General features: G+C 36.2%; 20 protein-coding genes and 2 riboswitches. Of the genes, 6 read left to right on the top strand and 14 right to left on the bottom strand.

Features of this window, described 5'->3' with window-relative positions:
• Positions 1–70: 70 nt before the first annotated feature.
• The 4 genes from AC0NJG_RS25310 to AC0NJG_RS25325 all read left to right on the top strand — a co-directional run bounded on the left by AC0NJG_RS25310 (position 71) and on the right by AC0NJG_RS25325 (position 1,623).
• Positions 71–319, top strand: coding sequence for a YhdB family protein (locus AC0NJG_RS25310; RefSeq protein ID WP_001195458.1), 249 nt, complete (start codon positions 71–73; stop codon positions 317–319).
• Positions 320–483: 164 nt separating this feature from the next.
• Complete coding sequence (locus tag AC0NJG_RS25315; RefSeq protein WP_000532258.1) at positions 484–903, top strand: disulfide formation protein C; 420 nt, start codon at positions 484–486, stop codon at positions 901–903.
• A gap of 12 nt (positions 904–915) precedes the next feature.
• Positions 916–1,335, top strand: coding sequence for a thioredoxin family protein (locus AC0NJG_RS25320; protein ID WP_087951417.1), 420 nt, complete (start codon positions 916–918; stop codon positions 1,333–1,335).
• 72 nt (positions 1,336–1,407) lie between these two features.
• On the top strand, positions 1,408–1,623 hold the full coding sequence (locus AC0NJG_RS25325) for a DUF1540 domain-containing protein (RefSeq protein WP_001115394.1): 216 nt from the start codon (positions 1,408–1,410) through the stop codon (positions 1,621–1,623).
• A 33-nt stretch (positions 1,624–1,656) separates the two neighbouring features.
• Here AC0NJG_RS25325 and AC0NJG_RS25330 read toward each other — a convergent pair whose 3' ends face one another.
• The 3 genes from AC0NJG_RS25330 to AC0NJG_RS25340 form a co-directional block, all read right to left on the bottom strand.
• A complete protein-coding gene (locus tag AC0NJG_RS25330; RefSeq protein ID WP_000834195.1) occupies positions 1,657–1,908 on the bottom strand; it encodes a hypothetical protein in 252 nt (83 codons plus the stop codon).
• A 103-nt stretch (positions 1,909–2,011) separates the two neighbouring features.
• Positions 2,012–2,773: a L,D-transpeptidase gene (locus AC0NJG_RS25335; RefSeq protein ID WP_087951416.1), complete on the bottom strand. Its 762-nt coding sequence runs from the start codon at positions 2,771–2,773 to the stop codon at positions 2,012–2,014.
• A 67-nt stretch (positions 2,774–2,840) separates the two neighbouring features.
• A complete protein-coding gene (locus AC0NJG_RS25340) occupies positions 2,841–3,707 on the bottom strand; it encodes an SDR family oxidoreductase (RefSeq protein ID WP_143880806.1) in 867 nt (288 codons plus the stop codon).
• Between the two features lie 203 nt (positions 3,708–3,910).
• Here AC0NJG_RS25340 and AC0NJG_RS25345 point away from each other — a divergent pair, with 203 nt between their 5' ends.
• The gene (locus AC0NJG_RS25345; protein WP_087951414.1) at positions 3,911–5,212 is read left to right on the top strand and encodes an NCS2 family permease; all 1,302 of its coding nucleotides are present in this window, start codon (positions 3,911–3,913) and stop codon (positions 5,210–5,212) included.
• Between the two features lie 97 nt (positions 5,213–5,309).
• Here the strand turns inward: AC0NJG_RS25345 and AC0NJG_RS25350 are convergent, their stop codons facing one another.
• The 3 genes from AC0NJG_RS25350 to AC0NJG_RS25360 form a co-directional block, all read right to left on the bottom strand.
• On the bottom strand, positions 5,310–5,513 hold the full coding sequence (locus AC0NJG_RS25350) for a hypothetical protein (protein ID WP_087995270.1): 204 nt from the start codon (positions 5,511–5,513) through the stop codon (positions 5,310–5,312).
• Positions 5,514–5,641: 128 nt separating this feature from the next.
• Positions 5,642–6,496 (bottom strand): patatin-like phospholipase family protein, encoded by an 855-nt coding sequence (locus tag AC0NJG_RS25355; protein WP_087951412.1) that lies wholly within the window; start codon positions 6,494–6,496, stop codon positions 5,642–5,644.
• Positions 6,497–6,624: 128 nt separating this feature from the next.
• Positions 6,625–7,086: a MarR family transcriptional regulator gene (locus tag AC0NJG_RS25360; protein ID WP_087951411.1), complete on the bottom strand. Its 462-nt coding sequence runs from the start codon at positions 7,084–7,086 to the stop codon at positions 6,625–6,627.
• A gap of 139 nt (positions 7,087–7,225) precedes the next feature.
• Here AC0NJG_RS25360 and AC0NJG_RS25365 point away from each other — a divergent pair, with 139 nt between their 5' ends.
• Entirely contained in the window at positions 7,226–8,407 is a 1,182-nt protein-coding gene (locus tag AC0NJG_RS25365; RefSeq protein WP_088327439.1) for an MFS transporter, read from the top strand.
• A gap of 22 nt (positions 8,408–8,429) precedes the next feature.
• Here the strand turns inward: AC0NJG_RS25365 and kdpDN are convergent, their stop codons facing one another.
• From kdpDN to AC0NJG_RS25405, 8 genes are all read right to left on the bottom strand, one after another.
• Complete coding sequence (kdpDN, locus tag AC0NJG_RS25370) at positions 8,430–9,584, bottom strand: KdpD-like non-kinase potassium sensor (protein WP_087951409.1); 1,155 nt, start codon at positions 9,582–9,584, stop codon at positions 8,430–8,432.
• Positions 9,585–9,640: 56 nt separating this feature from the next.
• Positions 9,641–10,222 carry a K(+)-transporting ATPase subunit C gene (gene kdpC / locus AC0NJG_RS25375; RefSeq protein WP_087951408.1) on the bottom strand — a complete coding sequence of 194 codons (582 nt, stop codon included), beginning with the start codon at positions 10,220–10,222 and terminating at the stop codon, positions 9,641–9,643.
• 16 nt (positions 10,223–10,238) lie between these two features.
• Positions 10,239–12,329 (bottom strand): potassium-transporting ATPase subunit KdpB, encoded by a 2,091-nt coding sequence (kdpB, locus tag AC0NJG_RS25380; RefSeq protein WP_140168807.1) that lies wholly within the window; start codon positions 12,327–12,329, stop codon positions 10,239–10,241.
• Between the two features lie 13 nt (positions 12,330–12,342).
• On the bottom strand, positions 12,343–14,010 hold the full coding sequence (kdpA, locus tag AC0NJG_RS25385; protein ID WP_474063583.1) for a potassium-transporting ATPase subunit KdpA: 1,668 nt from the start codon (positions 14,008–14,010) through the stop codon (positions 12,343–12,345).
• Positions 14,011–14,029: 19 nt separating this feature from the next.
• The gene (kdpF, locus tag AC0NJG_RS25390) at positions 14,030–14,110 is read right to left on the bottom strand and encodes a K(+)-transporting ATPase subunit F (RefSeq protein WP_000972376.1); all 81 of its coding nucleotides are present in this window, start codon (positions 14,108–14,110) and stop codon (positions 14,030–14,032) included.
• Positions 14,107–14,211, bottom strand: coding sequence for a SipW-dependent-type signal peptide-containing protein (locus tag AC0NJG_RS25395; RefSeq protein WP_000887889.1), 105 nt, complete (start codon positions 14,209–14,211; stop codon positions 14,107–14,109). Before AC0NJG_RS25395 ends, kdpF begins: the two co-directional genes overlap by 4 nt.
• Positions 14,212–14,305: 94 nt before the next feature.
• Positions 14,306–14,451, bottom strand: a riboswitch (cyclic di-AMP (ydaO/yuaA leader).
• Positions 14,452–14,712: 261 nt separating this feature from the next.
• A complete protein-coding gene (locus AC0NJG_RS25400; RefSeq protein ID WP_000866315.1) occupies positions 14,713–14,943 on the bottom strand; it encodes a hypothetical protein in 231 nt (76 codons plus the stop codon).
• Positions 14,944–14,959: 16 nt separating this feature from the next.
• Positions 14,960–15,346 carry a hypothetical protein gene (locus AC0NJG_RS25405; protein ID WP_087951404.1) on the bottom strand — a complete coding sequence of 129 codons (387 nt, stop codon included), beginning with the start codon at positions 15,344–15,346 and terminating at the stop codon, positions 14,960–14,962.
• 93 nt (positions 15,347–15,439) lie between these two features.
• A riboswitch (cyclic di-AMP (ydaO/yuaA leader) is annotated at positions 15,440–15,587 on the bottom strand.
• Between the last annotated feature and the right edge of the window lie 48 nt (positions 15,588–15,635).

The following is a 15,635-nucleotide window of genomic DNA, read 5'->3' on the forward strand; positions in this document are numbered from 1 at the left end:
AAATTCTTTCAAGTGTATTTCTCCTTACTTATCACACACTATATATAACTCTCGGTAAGGAGGGTACACAGTGCAAACATATAACGACTATGATAAAGCTCTCTATTACACGTATTGCTGTAATTGGGATAAATTACTCGTTCTCATGGTTCAAACGAACGATCAATTATTTTCTAAGCGTATTGAGCATTTTTTACACGCTTATCAATACAGTAAAGAACTGCCAGAAGTTGATAAACAATTGCAGCTTCTATTTCAATATATTGACCACGCATCCCAAAAGTCACATATAGAAGAAGTAGAGCAAATTCAAATGTAAACTATAGCGCTATTCTCTTCTGGAGAATAGCGCTTTTTTAAATGTTCATATCAATAAAAGTTTCCCCTTATAAAACTTTTATTGATAAACATATTTTTTCTTTCTTTTCTGTGCCACTTCATACTATAATTTAGTATGTAACTATTATAAGTGAGGTATAAAATATGGGACGAGAAAAAAAGCAAGAATATGCTTTATTTACCGCGTGGGGAGCTTCTTTTATCGCTACACTAGGAAGTCTATACTTTTCCGAAATCATGAAATTTGAACCTTGTGTCCTTTGTTGGTATCAACGTATTTTCATGTATCCATTCGTTTTATGGCTCGGTATCGCTGTAGTAAAAAAAGACTATCGTATCGCAAGTTATTCTTTACCAATCGCAAGTATTGGTGCTTGTATTTCTTTATATCACTATGCAATTCAAAAAGTCGCAGCATTTTCGGCTGCAGGGGCAGCTTGCGGCCGCGTACCATGTACGGGAGAATACATAAACTGGTTCGGCTTTGTGACGATCCCGTTTTTAGCACTTATCGGCTTTATTACAATCGCTGTTTGTAGCTTTATTGTCATCAAAAACAAATAAGGAGATGAAAGAATGAAAAAAATGCTTATATTTGGCGGTATTATTATCGTCTTATTTGCAGCAATCTTTGCTGTAACGCAAATGGAAAAGAAAAACGCATCGACAGATGAAAAAGGTTACTACTCAAATAAAATTTCTCTTGAAGATCTCAATAAAAATATAGAAGATAAAAAAGAACAAACGATTTACTTTTATCAAACCTCATGTGTTCATTGTCAAAAAGTCTCTCCTACTGTTGTCCCTTTAGCGAAAGATTTAAATGTTGATATGAAAGTAATTGATATTGAAAATTTAAACGAGCCTTGGGATAAGTACGATATTAAAGGAACACCGACAATTATTCATTTTAAAGATGGTAAAGAAGTAAGCCGTATTAGCGGCGAGCAATCAAAAGAAAAATTTAAAGAATGGTTTGAACAAACGAAAAAATAACGAGAAAAGGAAACTCCTTCTACACATGAAATGGACGTAAAATTCCAAACTAATGTATAAGGAGGGGGTTTTATGCCAGAAGTGAAATGTTCTGTTTCCAATTGCTCATTTTGGGGACAAGGTAACTTTTGTCAAGCAAGTGCAATCATTGTGCAACCAGATGCTGAAGAAACGGGTTCGAATACAAATGATTCGTATACAAGCGCAGTTTTAACAAACGAGACGCTAGAAAGTTCTGTAACAACAAGTGTAGAAACTTGTTGTCATACATTTAAACCAAAATATTAAACATAAAAAGCATACGACTAATCGTATGCTTTTTTACATTCCCCTCCAAAAATCATGCATAATAAAAAAGTACAAAATAACGAGAACGGCTGTCCCGCATAACGTAATACGCCGATATATACTCTTCTCCCCTTCTCTCGCCTTAACAAACGCCCAAATAAATCCGAAGAACAATATTAAATCAACATATGGAACATAAAACGAAAAGACGAGAAACGCATACAAATACACGATAAATAAACAGGTCGTTACTAAGAAAACTTTAAAAGCAAATTCACTTTTCATAATATAACCGCCCCCTATCTGTACTGTATTATATTCAGCCAAATACAATAGTTGCAGTTAAACCCGAAGTAGAAATAAGCTACCGTCTATCATACGGTAGCTATTACGGAACATTATATTTCCGTTTATATATATTACTTAAAGCCGAAAGAGGAATTTGCTCATAACGAATTTTTTCTCCTGTTTCATCTACTATATACAAATTGTTTCCTATATAATATATTCCATCTTTTCGTTTTGAGTACACTGCATATCTTTCATTTGGCAGTACCGTCTTCACTTTCGTTAACTGCCCATTCGGTTCTTGCCAATATATATCCACGCGGTCTACTAACGTAAGCATACCAATTTGCTCTTCTTCTACTTTACGACCATTCCAACTCACAACACGATAACCAAGCCTATTCGCTTCATATTCGGGGCTCGTATGAAAACGAGAAATAATTACTTTTGTTTGTAACTGGACTCGGTCGTATAACCACTGTATATCCCTGTCATGCATGCGAATACAGCCATTTGATTCCCTACTTCCAATCGTCCATTCTCGATTTGTCCCATGAATCGCATATTCATTCTTATCTAGCCCAAGCCATCTCGTACCAAGAGGGTTATTCGGTGCACCACCAGCTATTTTTTTTCGATGATATTCTTTATTTTTAAATTTAGTTATAATACAAAAGTTACCTTCAGGCGTAGGTGTACGATCTCTTCCAGTTGTTACGGAGAATGTTTTCGTATAATTTCCATTTTCAAAAAAAGACAACTGGTTTGTCGTAAGGTTCACTAATATTAGATGATCTGTATTAGCAAAGGCACTAACCGGTAGGATGAAAAATAATAGTATGACAAAACATAATTTTTTCATCTATATCCCTCCCCTAGCGCCACTATAATAAGTGGAATTAACTTTACTTTGCTCTTATAAATGAAAACTATCCATTTACAATAACGCCCCCATTTACGTGTATCATTTGCCCGGTAACATAGGATGAATCGCCAGACGCTAAATATACGTATGCTGGTGCTAATTCATATGGTTGGCCAGGTCTTTGCATCGGAACATTGCTCCCAAACTGTGATACCTTTTTCTCATCAAAGCTTGATGGAATAAGTGGTGTCCAAATTGGTCCTGGCGCAACACCATTTACACGAATCCCTTTTTGCACTAATGATTGAGAAAGTGATCTTGTAAAAGCTACGATTGCCCCTTTCGTTGCGGAATAATCAATTAAAGTTTCATTTCCTTCGTATGCAACGATAGACGCGGTATTTATAATGACATCCCCTTGCTTTAAATGAGAAAGTGCGGCTTTCGCAACGTGAAAATAAGAAAAAATATTAATACGAAAAGTCTTTTCTAGCTGTTCTGCTGTAATATACTCTAGTCCTTGCTGCGGATATTGCTGCGCGACATTATTTACTAAAACCTGTAAACCACCCAGCTGCTGAACGGTCTCTTCTACAATATCTTTACAATGCTGTTCATCACTTAAATCACCTGGTAACAACACACACTTTACACCTTCTTGTTCCACACGTTGCTTCGTCTCATTTGCATCTCCATCTTCATCTAAATACGCAATCGCAATATTTGCACCCTCTTTCGCAAAAGCGACAGAAACAGCTCGTCCAATTCCACTATCTCCCCCTGTAATTAATACATTCTTTCCTTTTAACTTTTCGCTACCTTTATAATTTGGATCTTCAAACTGTGGTAGAGGATTCATTAATGATTCAATACCGGGTTGTTTATTTTGATGTTGCGCTGGCATTGTTACAAAGTTTTTTTGCTGCGGCATATTTTCTTTCAACTCCTTTTCCTTATAATATGTGCACAATAAAAACTGAAATTCACACATCGGTTTACGATTAATATTCGAATTTAAGACACAAAATATGAATTGTTGTAAACTTTTTATGCAAAACTATTGCAAAATAGATAAAAAACGAATATTATATATAACTGTTGTGAAAATTATTCGTAAACAGAAAGGATGTTTATATGTTTAACCTTTCAAAACATAAAACTTCTATTAAAACTGAAATTATGGCAGGTATTATTACCTTCTTAACAATGGCATATATCATTGTCGTAAACCCTGTTATCCTTGGAGATGCAGGTGTTCCATTTGAACAAGCATTTACAGCAACAATTATCGCTGCTGTTGTCGGAACATTATTTATGGCGATCTTTACAAACTTACCAATCGCAATTGCACCAGGTATGGGATTAAATGCTTACTTCTCTTACTCTGTTGTAAAAGCTCATGAAGGCATGACTTTCGCAATTGCCTTCTCTGCTGTATTCGTAGCAGGTATGATTTTAATTTTGTTATCATTCACATCTTTCCGTACAAAATTAATGGAAGCAATTCCTGAAAACTTAAAGCATGCAATTACTGCTGGTATCGGTCTTTTCATTGCCTTTATCGGTTTACGCTTAACGGGTATCGTTACAAAAAACGATGCAAACTTAGTTGGACTTGGTGATCTTCACTCTGCTCCAGTACTACTAGCATTAGCTGGACTTGGAATTACAATTGTCCTTATGTCTTTAAATGTAAATGGTGCGCTATTTATCGGCATGCTATTAACTGGTATTATCGCTTTCTTCACGGGACAATTATCATTCTCAAACGGTGTTACATCAATGCCTGGATTACCAGAAGGCATTATCGTTTCAAATCCAATTACTGCTGTTTCTGATGTAATTAACTACGGATTGTATGGCGTTGTATTTTCATTCTTCCTTGTTACCTTATTCGATACAACAGGTACATTACTTGGCGTTGCTCAACAAGGTGGATTTATGAAAGACGGAAAGCTTCCAAAAGCAGGACGAGCTCTTCTATCTGATTCATTCTCAGCAACAATCGGTTCTATGTTCGGAACAACACCATCAACAGCTTACATTGAATCTTCTGCTGGTGTTGCAGCTGGTGGTCGTACTGGTTTAACAACAGTTACAGTAGCTGTTCTATTCGCTCTAGCAGCATTCTTCGGACCATTAGTAAGTGCTGTTTCTGGTGTATCAGCTATTACTGCACCGTCATTAATTATTGTTGGTAGTCTTATGATGGGCTCAGTTCGTCACATCGATTGGGACGCATTTGATGAAGCATTCCCAGCATTTTTAGTAATCTTAAGCATGCCACTTACATCAAGTATCGCAACAGGTATCGCTCTTGGATTTATTTCATACCCACTTATGAAAGTGGCAAAAGGTAAATTCCGTTCTGTTCACCCACTTGTATATGTATTTGGAATTTTATTTGCTTATCAATTGATATTCTTACCACACTAAAAAAGTAGAGCATCGGATTTCGATGCTCTACTTTTCTTTTATAACAATCATTCAAACTATAACGGTCCCTCCAAAATATGAAGGAGCTTATAACATTTTAATATTTCTCTTCTACCTGTAATTCTTTACTATACTTCTGAATGAAAACTGAAGAAATAACCATTACCAGCCCTACACTCAACCCAATAAGCTGATCCAATAGCATTTCATCATGAATGAACCAGCGCAGTAAAAATACCCCACCAAAAATAAGCATCATAGTAAATCCAGTATGTCTAAGTCCTTTATATACATTTTCCATATGTATCACCTCTCCACATACCTTTTATCCATATTATACCATAACCTAAAAACGTGTATAACCAACATTCGGCATTGAAACCAATAATAAAAAAGACTGCAGAGAACTCTACCTCCACAGCCTAATTATTATTTTTGCAAGAACGCCTGCAAATCTGCAAACTGTCTCTTTGCATCTTCATAGCCTTGCTCATATAGATGTTGTAGTTTTGCTGTATCTTTTTCCATACGATCTACTTGAAGCGGTACTTCTGGACGAATAACAAATAAATTACCCGCTTGTTCTTCTTTTTCAATGTAGTGAAGTGTTTCATTATACACTTCATAGCGATTTAACATCGTGTTAACAAGATTCGGATATTTTTTATAAGCTTTCGCAGCAACCCACCCAAATCTTGATTTTTTCTTTGCGTAACCGTGATTTCTTGTTAAAATTACGACTGATTTTTTAAATCCATCTTCCTGTGCTTTACGAACTGGAATCGGATCCGAAATCCCGCCATCTAATAATTGCTTACCTCGGTAATTTACTACTGGTGCAATGAAAGGTAATGAACTAGAAGCTTGTAATAAATTTAGTGCATCATCATTCGTTCCCTCTTTTTCAAAATAAACAGACTGTCCTGTTTCACAATCCGTCGTTCCTACAAGAAAACGCTCGGGGCTATTAAAGTATGTTTCAAAATCAAACGGCACATGCTTTTCTGGAATTTCATGAAAAATAAAATCCATATCAAATAGCTGACGTTTTCTCCATAAGTTTTTATACGATAAATATTTCGGATGTGATGCATAATCAATATTTACTGTTTTATTTCTATTTCTTTGTCTGGAAAGATACGACGCTGCATGACAAGCACCAGCTGATACACCGATTACATATGGAAAATATAAATCTTGTTCCATAAAGTATTCTAATATCCCGCCCGTATATACACCACGCATACCGCCGCCTTCTAATACTAACCCTGTATTTTCAAGCATGTTACTCTCTCCTCTATATATATTGACTCTTTAATTATTCACCATGTTAAGTATCTTTTTCTATTATATATGAGTTCTTTCAGAAATTATATTTAAAAGACTTGAGAAAACGGAATTTTTTCTTCCAATTATATTTCCAAATGATCGGAGACATCCTTTATAAACCTTTGAATAAAATCTTGTTCTTCTTTCGTATATCTATCTAAGAGTAACAGCCACTTTTCTTCAGCTTGTTTATGCAATTTATCATGAGCTTTATATATTTCATTTCCGCTTTCCGTTAAGCGAAAGAAAATTTCTTTTTGATTGTCTAACATTTGCATCTTCTCAACGAATTTCTTTTGGAACAACTTTGTACAAACTTTAGAGATTGCGCCCTTCGTCATTCCCATTTCTATCGTAATTGCCGTTACATTCATCAGACCATTCTTCCCGATACACTCGATTACATGTAACTCAGATAAAGACATACCACTTACACCTGTCTCACGAAGAAACTTCTCATTTTGTCCTTTCAAATGTTCTTCTCTTTTATGCAAAAGTGTACGAATGTCCGAAAGTATTTCCATTTGTTTCGTTGTATAATCCAATCTATTCGCCCCCTAAGTTTCCAAAGAAACAATTTAACTATATACCATTTTAAAATCATTTTTTCATATTTACAAGTTAGAAAAACATGTTAAAATAAATTTAGTTTCCAAGGAAACTAAAAAGAAGGAGGTTAACATAATGAAAAAATCCAAACTACATTTCATTTTATATGTTGTCTGTATTAGTGCCTTACTCGGTTCCTTCGCTCAAAATATTTACACACCTATCTTGCCCATGATTCAAGGTTCTTTTCATACTTCTCCTCATCTTGTAAATGTCACAGTTTCACTTTTCACATTCATTCTTGCAATTATGCAGCTCGTATATGGACCTTTAATTGATACAAAAGGGAGAAAATCTGTCCTTATCCCTAGTTTAGTCATTAGTACAATTGGTTCAATCGGATGTGCTTTTTCGGCAAACATTTATTTATTTCTCTTTTTTAGAGCTGTTCAAGCTATAGGAATAGCGGCTATACCTGTAGTTTCAGCAACGATTATTGGTGATTTGTTTGAAAGAAAAGAACGAGGAGAAGCAATGAGCCTTTATCAAATGTTACTTGCTCTTGCACCTGCGATTGGTCCCCTCATTGGTGGTTATCTCGGCAGTATAAACGGCCATGTATCCGTATTTCTCTTTTTATCTATACTTGGCATTCTCTTATTAATGATAAACATTTCACTACTTCCAGAAACAAAACCAACTGTAAGTAAGCAACCGCAATCAAAAAAGAATTACTGGTTTATCTTAAAAAATAAAACTGGATTTTCTATTACTCTTATTGGCTTTATTCAATTTTGTATTTACTTTTGCTTCCTCGTTTTTTTACCGAGCATTTCAACAAATTTATTTCACTTAACTGCAAGTGAAATTGGTCTTATGTTTGTACCGATGTCCCTTTCTATTATGTTAGGAAGTTATTGCTACAAGTTTTTGCAAAAGCGCCTCACAACAAAGCAAACTTTATTCATTACTAGTTTCTTCAATATTATATGTGTCACTTTATTCTCTTTCACATATAGCATCAATATCCCATTTATCATTATCGTTACATCATTGTACGGTTTTAGTATGGGACTTTCTATGCCAACTCACACTACTTTATTAACGGAAGAATTTGTACAAGAACGCGCAACTGCTATCGGTATGTACAACTTCATCCGCTATCTTGGTATGGGCACAGGGCCACTTATAGGTGGATTTCTTTTATTTAATCAAAATTACTTTTGGATTTTCTTCATAGGTGCAATTATGTTTCTACTCATAATCTTATATGCGATGAAAATGCTACGATTCCCTGCCACACAAAAAGCAAAATAGAGACCTACAGATGGTCTCTATTTTAAACTCTTTGATCCGCAACAATATGAATATCAATATGCTTCGTCTGTCTCATAATTTCATTCACAATCGAACCTTTTCGAATTTCTTCCCATCGCGTTCTCGCTGATTGCCCAAGTAAAATTTGCGTTACTTGTAATCTTTTTGCAACTTCAATAATAACATCCGCTGGCTTTCTCCCTTTCGCCTCTTCTAACACAAAACTCGCATCAAATTGATTCGTGAGCGACCTCCACTCTTCAATCGTTTGCTTTTTACCAGCTGAAAGAGAGTCGATATTTTCTCTTTCAACATTTAATACATACAATTCAGCATTCAACCGATCAGCCATGCGCCATCCCCGTCTTATTAATTTCTCTGCTGTTGAACTATATTGTACACAAACGAGAATTTTTTCTTTCACTCCAATTGGTTCTATCACTGCTTGACTAATCTTTTCGTCCATATCATCAGCGACTTCACGAAGCGATAATTCTCTTAGTGCTCCTAAATTATTAAGCGTAAAGAAATTTTGTAAGCTTTGCTGTATTTTTTCTTCCTTATATATCTTTCCATCTATTAGTCTTTTTCTTAACACTTCCGGCGTTGCATCGACAAGCTGAATTTCATTTGCTTTTTGTAAAATAAAATCTGGAATGCGTTCTCTTACTTTTACATTCGTAATTTGAGCTACAATATCATGAACACTTTCTAAATGTTGAATATTAAAAGCTGATAATACCGATATACCAGCCTCTAACAATTCCTGCACATCCATATAACGTTTCTTATGTTTAGAACCGGGAATATTGCTATGCGCAAGTTCATCCACAACAACGACTTGCGGTGCACGTTTTATAATTCCTTCCACATTAAGTTCATAAAATAATTTCCCTTTATAATCTATTTCTTTTAAAGGAACCTTTTCTAAATCAGCAATTGCGTCTTCCGTCTCTTTTCTCCCGTGCGTTTCAATTAAACCAATTACAATATCCGTACCGTCCTTTTTCATCTCTCTTGCATCAAGTAGCATTTTATAACTTTTTCCTACTCCTGGAGCTGCTCCTACATATAGCTTTAACTGTCCCCGATTTTGCTGACGAATATATTCTAAATATTCCTCTGGTGTTCGCCTTTGAAACGTCGGCTTATAGTCATCTGCATACAAAACATTCACAACCTTTCTTTCGAAACAACGCTACCTCAATCCATTAGATTGAGGTAGCACTGTTACTATTTCATTAGTTTCTGTAATTCTAAATTTAACTTTAAGACGTTCACGCGATCTTCTCCAAATAAACCAAGTGCCGCACCTTCTGTTTGATCTTTAATCAATTGATTAAGTTTCTCTTTCGGAATATTCGTTAATTTCGAGATACGATCCACCTGCACCGAAGCCGCTTGCGGACTAATATCCGGATCTAGCCCTGAACCTGAATTTGTCACTAAATCGATTGGCACTTCTGTAAGTGGTACAGTGGGATTTTGTTTCTTCCACTCTTCAATACTTTTCTCTACTCGTTTCTCTAAATCTGGATCAGACGGTGCATAGTTATTTGAACCAGACGCTTCTGCTTTATATTCAATACTAGAAACGCGCCCATGAAAATAACGTGGATCTGTGAAATTTTGACCGATTAATTTAGAACCAATCACTTCATTTTTATCATTATATATTAAACTTCCATCCGCGTTATCCTTCATTACTGCTTGTGCAATACCAGTAACAATAAGTGGATATACAAGTCCGCACAACACTAAAAATGTAAAAGTAATACGGATGATTGGTGATAGTATACTTTGTTTCTTCGCCATCTCTTTCCCCTCTTCCTTATATGAACAAGCCGACAATCATATCAATTACTTTAATTCCAATGAACGGTACAATCACTCCGCCAAGCCCATAAATAAGTAGGTTTCGGCCAAGTAGTGCATTCGAACTCATCGGTTTATATGCGATACCTTTCATCGCCAATGGAATGAGTAATGGAATAATAACTGCATTAAATATTAATGCTGATAAAATCGCTGACAGTGGTGATGTTAATTTCATAATGTTTAATGCTTCCATTTGCGGAATCGCAAGTGTAAACATTGCTGGAATGATTGCAAAATATTTTGCAATATCGTTTGCAATACTAAACGTCGTTAACGCACCGCGTGTCATTAACAATTGCTTACCGATTCCTACTACCTCAATAATCTTCGTTGGATTCGAATCTAAATCAATCATATTCGCTGCTTCTTTCGCAGCTGTTGTACCACTATTCATCGCTAATCCAACGTCAGCCTGCGCTAATGCCGGTGCATCATTTGTACCATCACCTGTCATCGCTACGAGTTTTCCTTTATCTTGCTCTGCTTTAATAACTGCAATTTTATCTTCTGGTTTGCACTCAGCAACAAACTCATCTACTCCTGCTTCTTTTGCAATGGTTGCTGCTGTTAATGGATTATCCCCTGTACACATAACCGTTTTAATCCCCATTTGACGCAACTGTTCAAAACGTTCACGCATACCAGGTTTTACTGTATCTTTTAAATAGATTAAACCGTAAATACGATTATTCACTGCAACTACAAGTGGTGTTCCGCCCTCTTTTGAAATGAAATCTGCTTTTTGATTTACATCTTTCGGAATTGTTCCACCTTGTGACTGAACCCATTCAATCACGCTACCGACAGCACCTTTTCTCACTTTCGTTCCGTCCTGTAAATCAACACCACTCATTCTCGTTTCTGCTTTAAATGGAACAAACTCACCTTGTTCTGCAAGTTCTCTATTATATGATATAGATTTTGCTTGCACATACTCGATAACAGATCGACCTTCTGGTGTCTCATCTAAAACTGAACTAATCGCAGCCCATTTCCCTACTTGCTCAATCGTTTCATTTCCTACAGGTAATAATGTATGAGCCATTCTGTTCCCGAAAGTAATCGTACCCGTTTTATCTAAAATAATTGTATTAATATCGCCCGCAGCTTCTACTGCTTTACCCGACATTGCTAACACATTAAACTTTGTCACGCGGTCCATCCCGGCAATACCAATCGCTGATAATAATCCACCAATTGTCGTTGGAATTAAACAAACTAACAAAGCGACAAGTACAGCTGTATCAATTTGAAATCCTAAATAATTTGTAAAAATCGGCAGCGTCACAACAACGATTAAGAAGATAAGCGTTAAACTCGTTAATACTGTATTTAAAGCAATTTCATTCGGTGTTTTTTGACGAGCAGCTCCCTCTACTAACGAAATCATTTTATCAATAAATGATTCACCAGGATTACTCGTAATGACAATCGTGATCTCATCACTTACAACCATCGTACCGCCTGTCACGGAACAAAAATCACCGCCCGCTTCTTTTATTACAGGAGCTGATTCCCCCGTAATCGCAGATTCATCGACAGACGCTAATCCTTTTATGACTTCCCCATCACTTGGAATCATTTCTCCTTGTTTTACAATAACAACATCACCTTTTCTCAGATCCGTTGCTGAAACTTGAACAATGTTCCCATTTTCTTTTACAACATTGGCAAACACATCTTTCTTCGACTGTTTTAAAGAATCGGCTTGCGCTTTCCCCCGCCCTTCCGCTAACGCTTCTGCAAAGTTAGCAAATAAAACTGTAAATAATAGAATGAGAGAAACTGTTATATTGAACCATCCTGGTATACTACTAGAACGACTTGGAAGGAACGATAAAATGAACGTAATGATAAATCCAATCTCCACAACGAACATGATCGGATTCTTTATCATGACTTTCGGATTCAATTTCGCAAAGGACTGTTTCATCGCATGTGTCACGATATCACGATCCATCGTTTTCGCTTGTCTAACCTCATCTTCTACAACATGTATTTGTGACTCATTTACTCTTTTTTCTTTTACTACTACCGGTCTCATCATTTACCCTCCATTACTTCAATGTAAGAAATTCTGCAATTGGACCGAGTACTAACATCGGGAAGAATGTTAATGCACCGACAATTACAATTGTTCCGATGAAAATGCCGCCAAATAAACTATTATCCGTACGGAACGTTCCGACTGTTTCTGGTACAACCGTCTTTTCTTTCAAAGAAGCTGCCACAGCTAGCATCGTAATTAAACTGAAATAGCGTCCTAAAAACATAACTAAACCAGTTGTAATATTCCAAAACGGTGTATTATCCGCTAACCCTTCAAATCCAGATCCGTTATTCGCAGCTGACGATGTATATTCATATACCACTTGCGTTAAACCGTGAAAACCGGAATGAGAAATAGCATCCGTTCCTACACTTGTGGAAAGAGCTAATGCTGAAAATCCTAAAATAAGCAGTGGATGAAATAGTATCGTTACCGCAATTAATTTCATTTCCTTACCTTCAATTTTCTTACCTAAAAACTCCGGTGTCCGTCCAACCATCAATCCAGATATAAAGACTGCGATAATCGCATACATAATAATGTTCACAAAGCCTGCTCCAACGCCGCCGTATACTGTATTTAACATCATATTTACGAGTGGTACTAACCCACCAATTGGTGTTAACGTATCATGCATCGTATTCACCGCTCCAGTTTCAGCAGCTGTCGTTACTGTTGCGTATAGTGAAGAAAATACTGTTCCGAACCTTACTTCTTTTCCTTCTGTACTTCCTTGTACATGCTGGATACCCATGTCGTTTAATACTGGATTTCCATGTAATTCAGATGTCGTAATTGTGATAAATCCTAGCAAGAACACCATGAATAGTGATACAAAAAGAATACGTCCTTGCTTTTTATTTCCTACCATTCGTCCATACGTAAATGGAAGTGCTGTTGGCAATAACATCATAAGCATCATTTGCAAAATATTACTCATTTGTCCTGGATTTTCGAAAGGATGTGTAGAGTTTGCTCCGAAAAATCCACCGCCGTTATTTCCAAGTTCCTTAATGGAAACGAACGATGCAACTGGCCCACGTAAAATACTTTGCTTGGCGCCATCAATCGTTTGTGCTGTAACTGCACCGTCTAATGTTTGTGGTACGCCAAATGCAACAAAGAGTAACGCCGTAATAAAAGCGATAGGAAGAAATACTCTCGTTAAAGCTCTCGTAAAATCAACGAAAAAGTTACCAAGTTCCTTTCCAGCAAGGCCTCTTATAAACGCCATTACAAGTGCTAACGTCGTTGCCGGTGCTGCAAACATTAAAAATGTAATTCCGATCAATTGTGATAAATAAGATAAACCATTTTCACCGCTATAATGCTGTAAGTTTGTATCAGCCATAAAACTGACTGCTGTATTAAAAGCGAGCGTAGGCTCCATTCCTTCAATGTGTGCTGGATTTAATGGCAATACTCCTTGCAGTCTGAAAATGAAATATACGACAACAATCATAAATCCATTTAATAAAACTAATGATAACGCGTACTGTTTCCACGTTTGATTGTATTCTTTTACACCCGTAATTTTAAAAATAATTTTTTCAAAAGGCCCGAATACTTTATCTAGCTTTTTACTACCTTGAAAGGCTTTCTCTAAATAAATTCCCGTTGGCTTTGCCACAAGAACAAACAACAGCATTGTAATAACGACTGCTACCCAGATCATAATGAATGACTCCCCCTAATTAAAACTTTTCCGGATTTAATAATGCATACACTAAGTACACCGTAATTGCTGCAACAATAATTGATAAGGCAATCATCATGATTGCTTCCCTTCTTTCACAACTTTATCTGACCAACTTGCAAGACTTGCCATCGATGCGACTAATACAACAAAAATCCCGATCATTACAACATCTAACATAATTATCCCTCTCTTTTGTAAAAAATTACCATTAAATAATCAAAAAAAGAACACTAAGCTCTACTTAGTGTTCGAAATGAACAACACAAAGTAAACCTCCTCTCTAAACGCTTACGAGGTTAGCTGTCGGATTCGGGCCTAAAGAGTAGCCCTACTTTCAAAACTGAAAGATTCACCCCAAGTGACGATGCACAAAATTGGTTCCCCCGCTCCATTTCTGGAACTCAGCGATTTTAGGTTTTTTTGGAAATTTTATGAATGATTTATGAGAGTAAATATACTCCTCTATATTTAACTTGTAAAGAGGCAAATTACCTAAAATAAGAAAATATACATCTATTTAAACGCTTACATTAAGTGTTATTAATATTCTTTCATCTGTTTTCTCGTCTTTTCTTTCTTTTTCACAGAAATGACCTTTTAAATACGAAATAAAAAGAGCGAATGACATGAAGTGCATAGCTTGTTGCACTCAGCATTCGCTCTTTTTTCATCGACTATTTATTCTCCACGCAAAAATGCGCGCAAATTTCTCCCACGAATATAAACTTGTGACAATTCTGCATGTAGCTGCTCATATTCGATAACATCTGTTTTTAAATATAAAGCATCTTTAGATGGCAATATGATATAGGGCCTTGGAAAAATAGGATCAAGTACGACCAATTCTTGAACTCGCTCTACCGATACCGCCCAACGATTCGCTATATCTCCTAATAACAACACTTTCATCTTCTTCTCCCCCGCCCTATTCAAAAAATAAAAAAGTAATATTATCACAATTCGTAAACACGACAAATGTAGCTCCAATTGTTTCATAGAGCCTCGCTGGATATCGTTTATTCCTTGTAACAACAGTAATAGGTGCCTGAAAAGAAAAGCGAATGTGTTCTGTGAAAAAACTAACGATTGGAAGCTCATCCCCTAGTAAAATTACCTTCTTAATACACTCACAAATACTAGTAAAATCCTGCTCCTTACTACAACTATACGTCCAATCAAATCCACAATCCCTAACTTCAGCTGCTATCTCTTCATTTGCTGTAAAAATAATTAACTCATGTTGAAATGCTACTAAATCTCTTAAACTATTTACCTTGCTTTCTTCTCCAACACAAATAAGTGTTAGTTCCATGTACCTCATCCTCCTTAGCATAAAAGAACTCGAATATAGATTGATATTCCCCTATACTAATCAGATCGATGAAGTGATGTATCCATCATGGCACCGCCCTCTCTCAAGACGCTTACGAAGTTAGCTGTCGGATTCGGACTTTGAGAGTAGCCCTACTTTCAAAATTGAAAGATTCACCCCTAGTGACACTTCACAAATTGGTTCCTCCGCTCCATATAATTGGACTCAGCGTATTACAAAAAATGTATTCTGGCTGATATATTACTCCTGTAATTGGAAAAAGTAAATA

The sequence above is a fragment of the Bacillus sp. SSR7 genome (assembly GCF_055902415.1).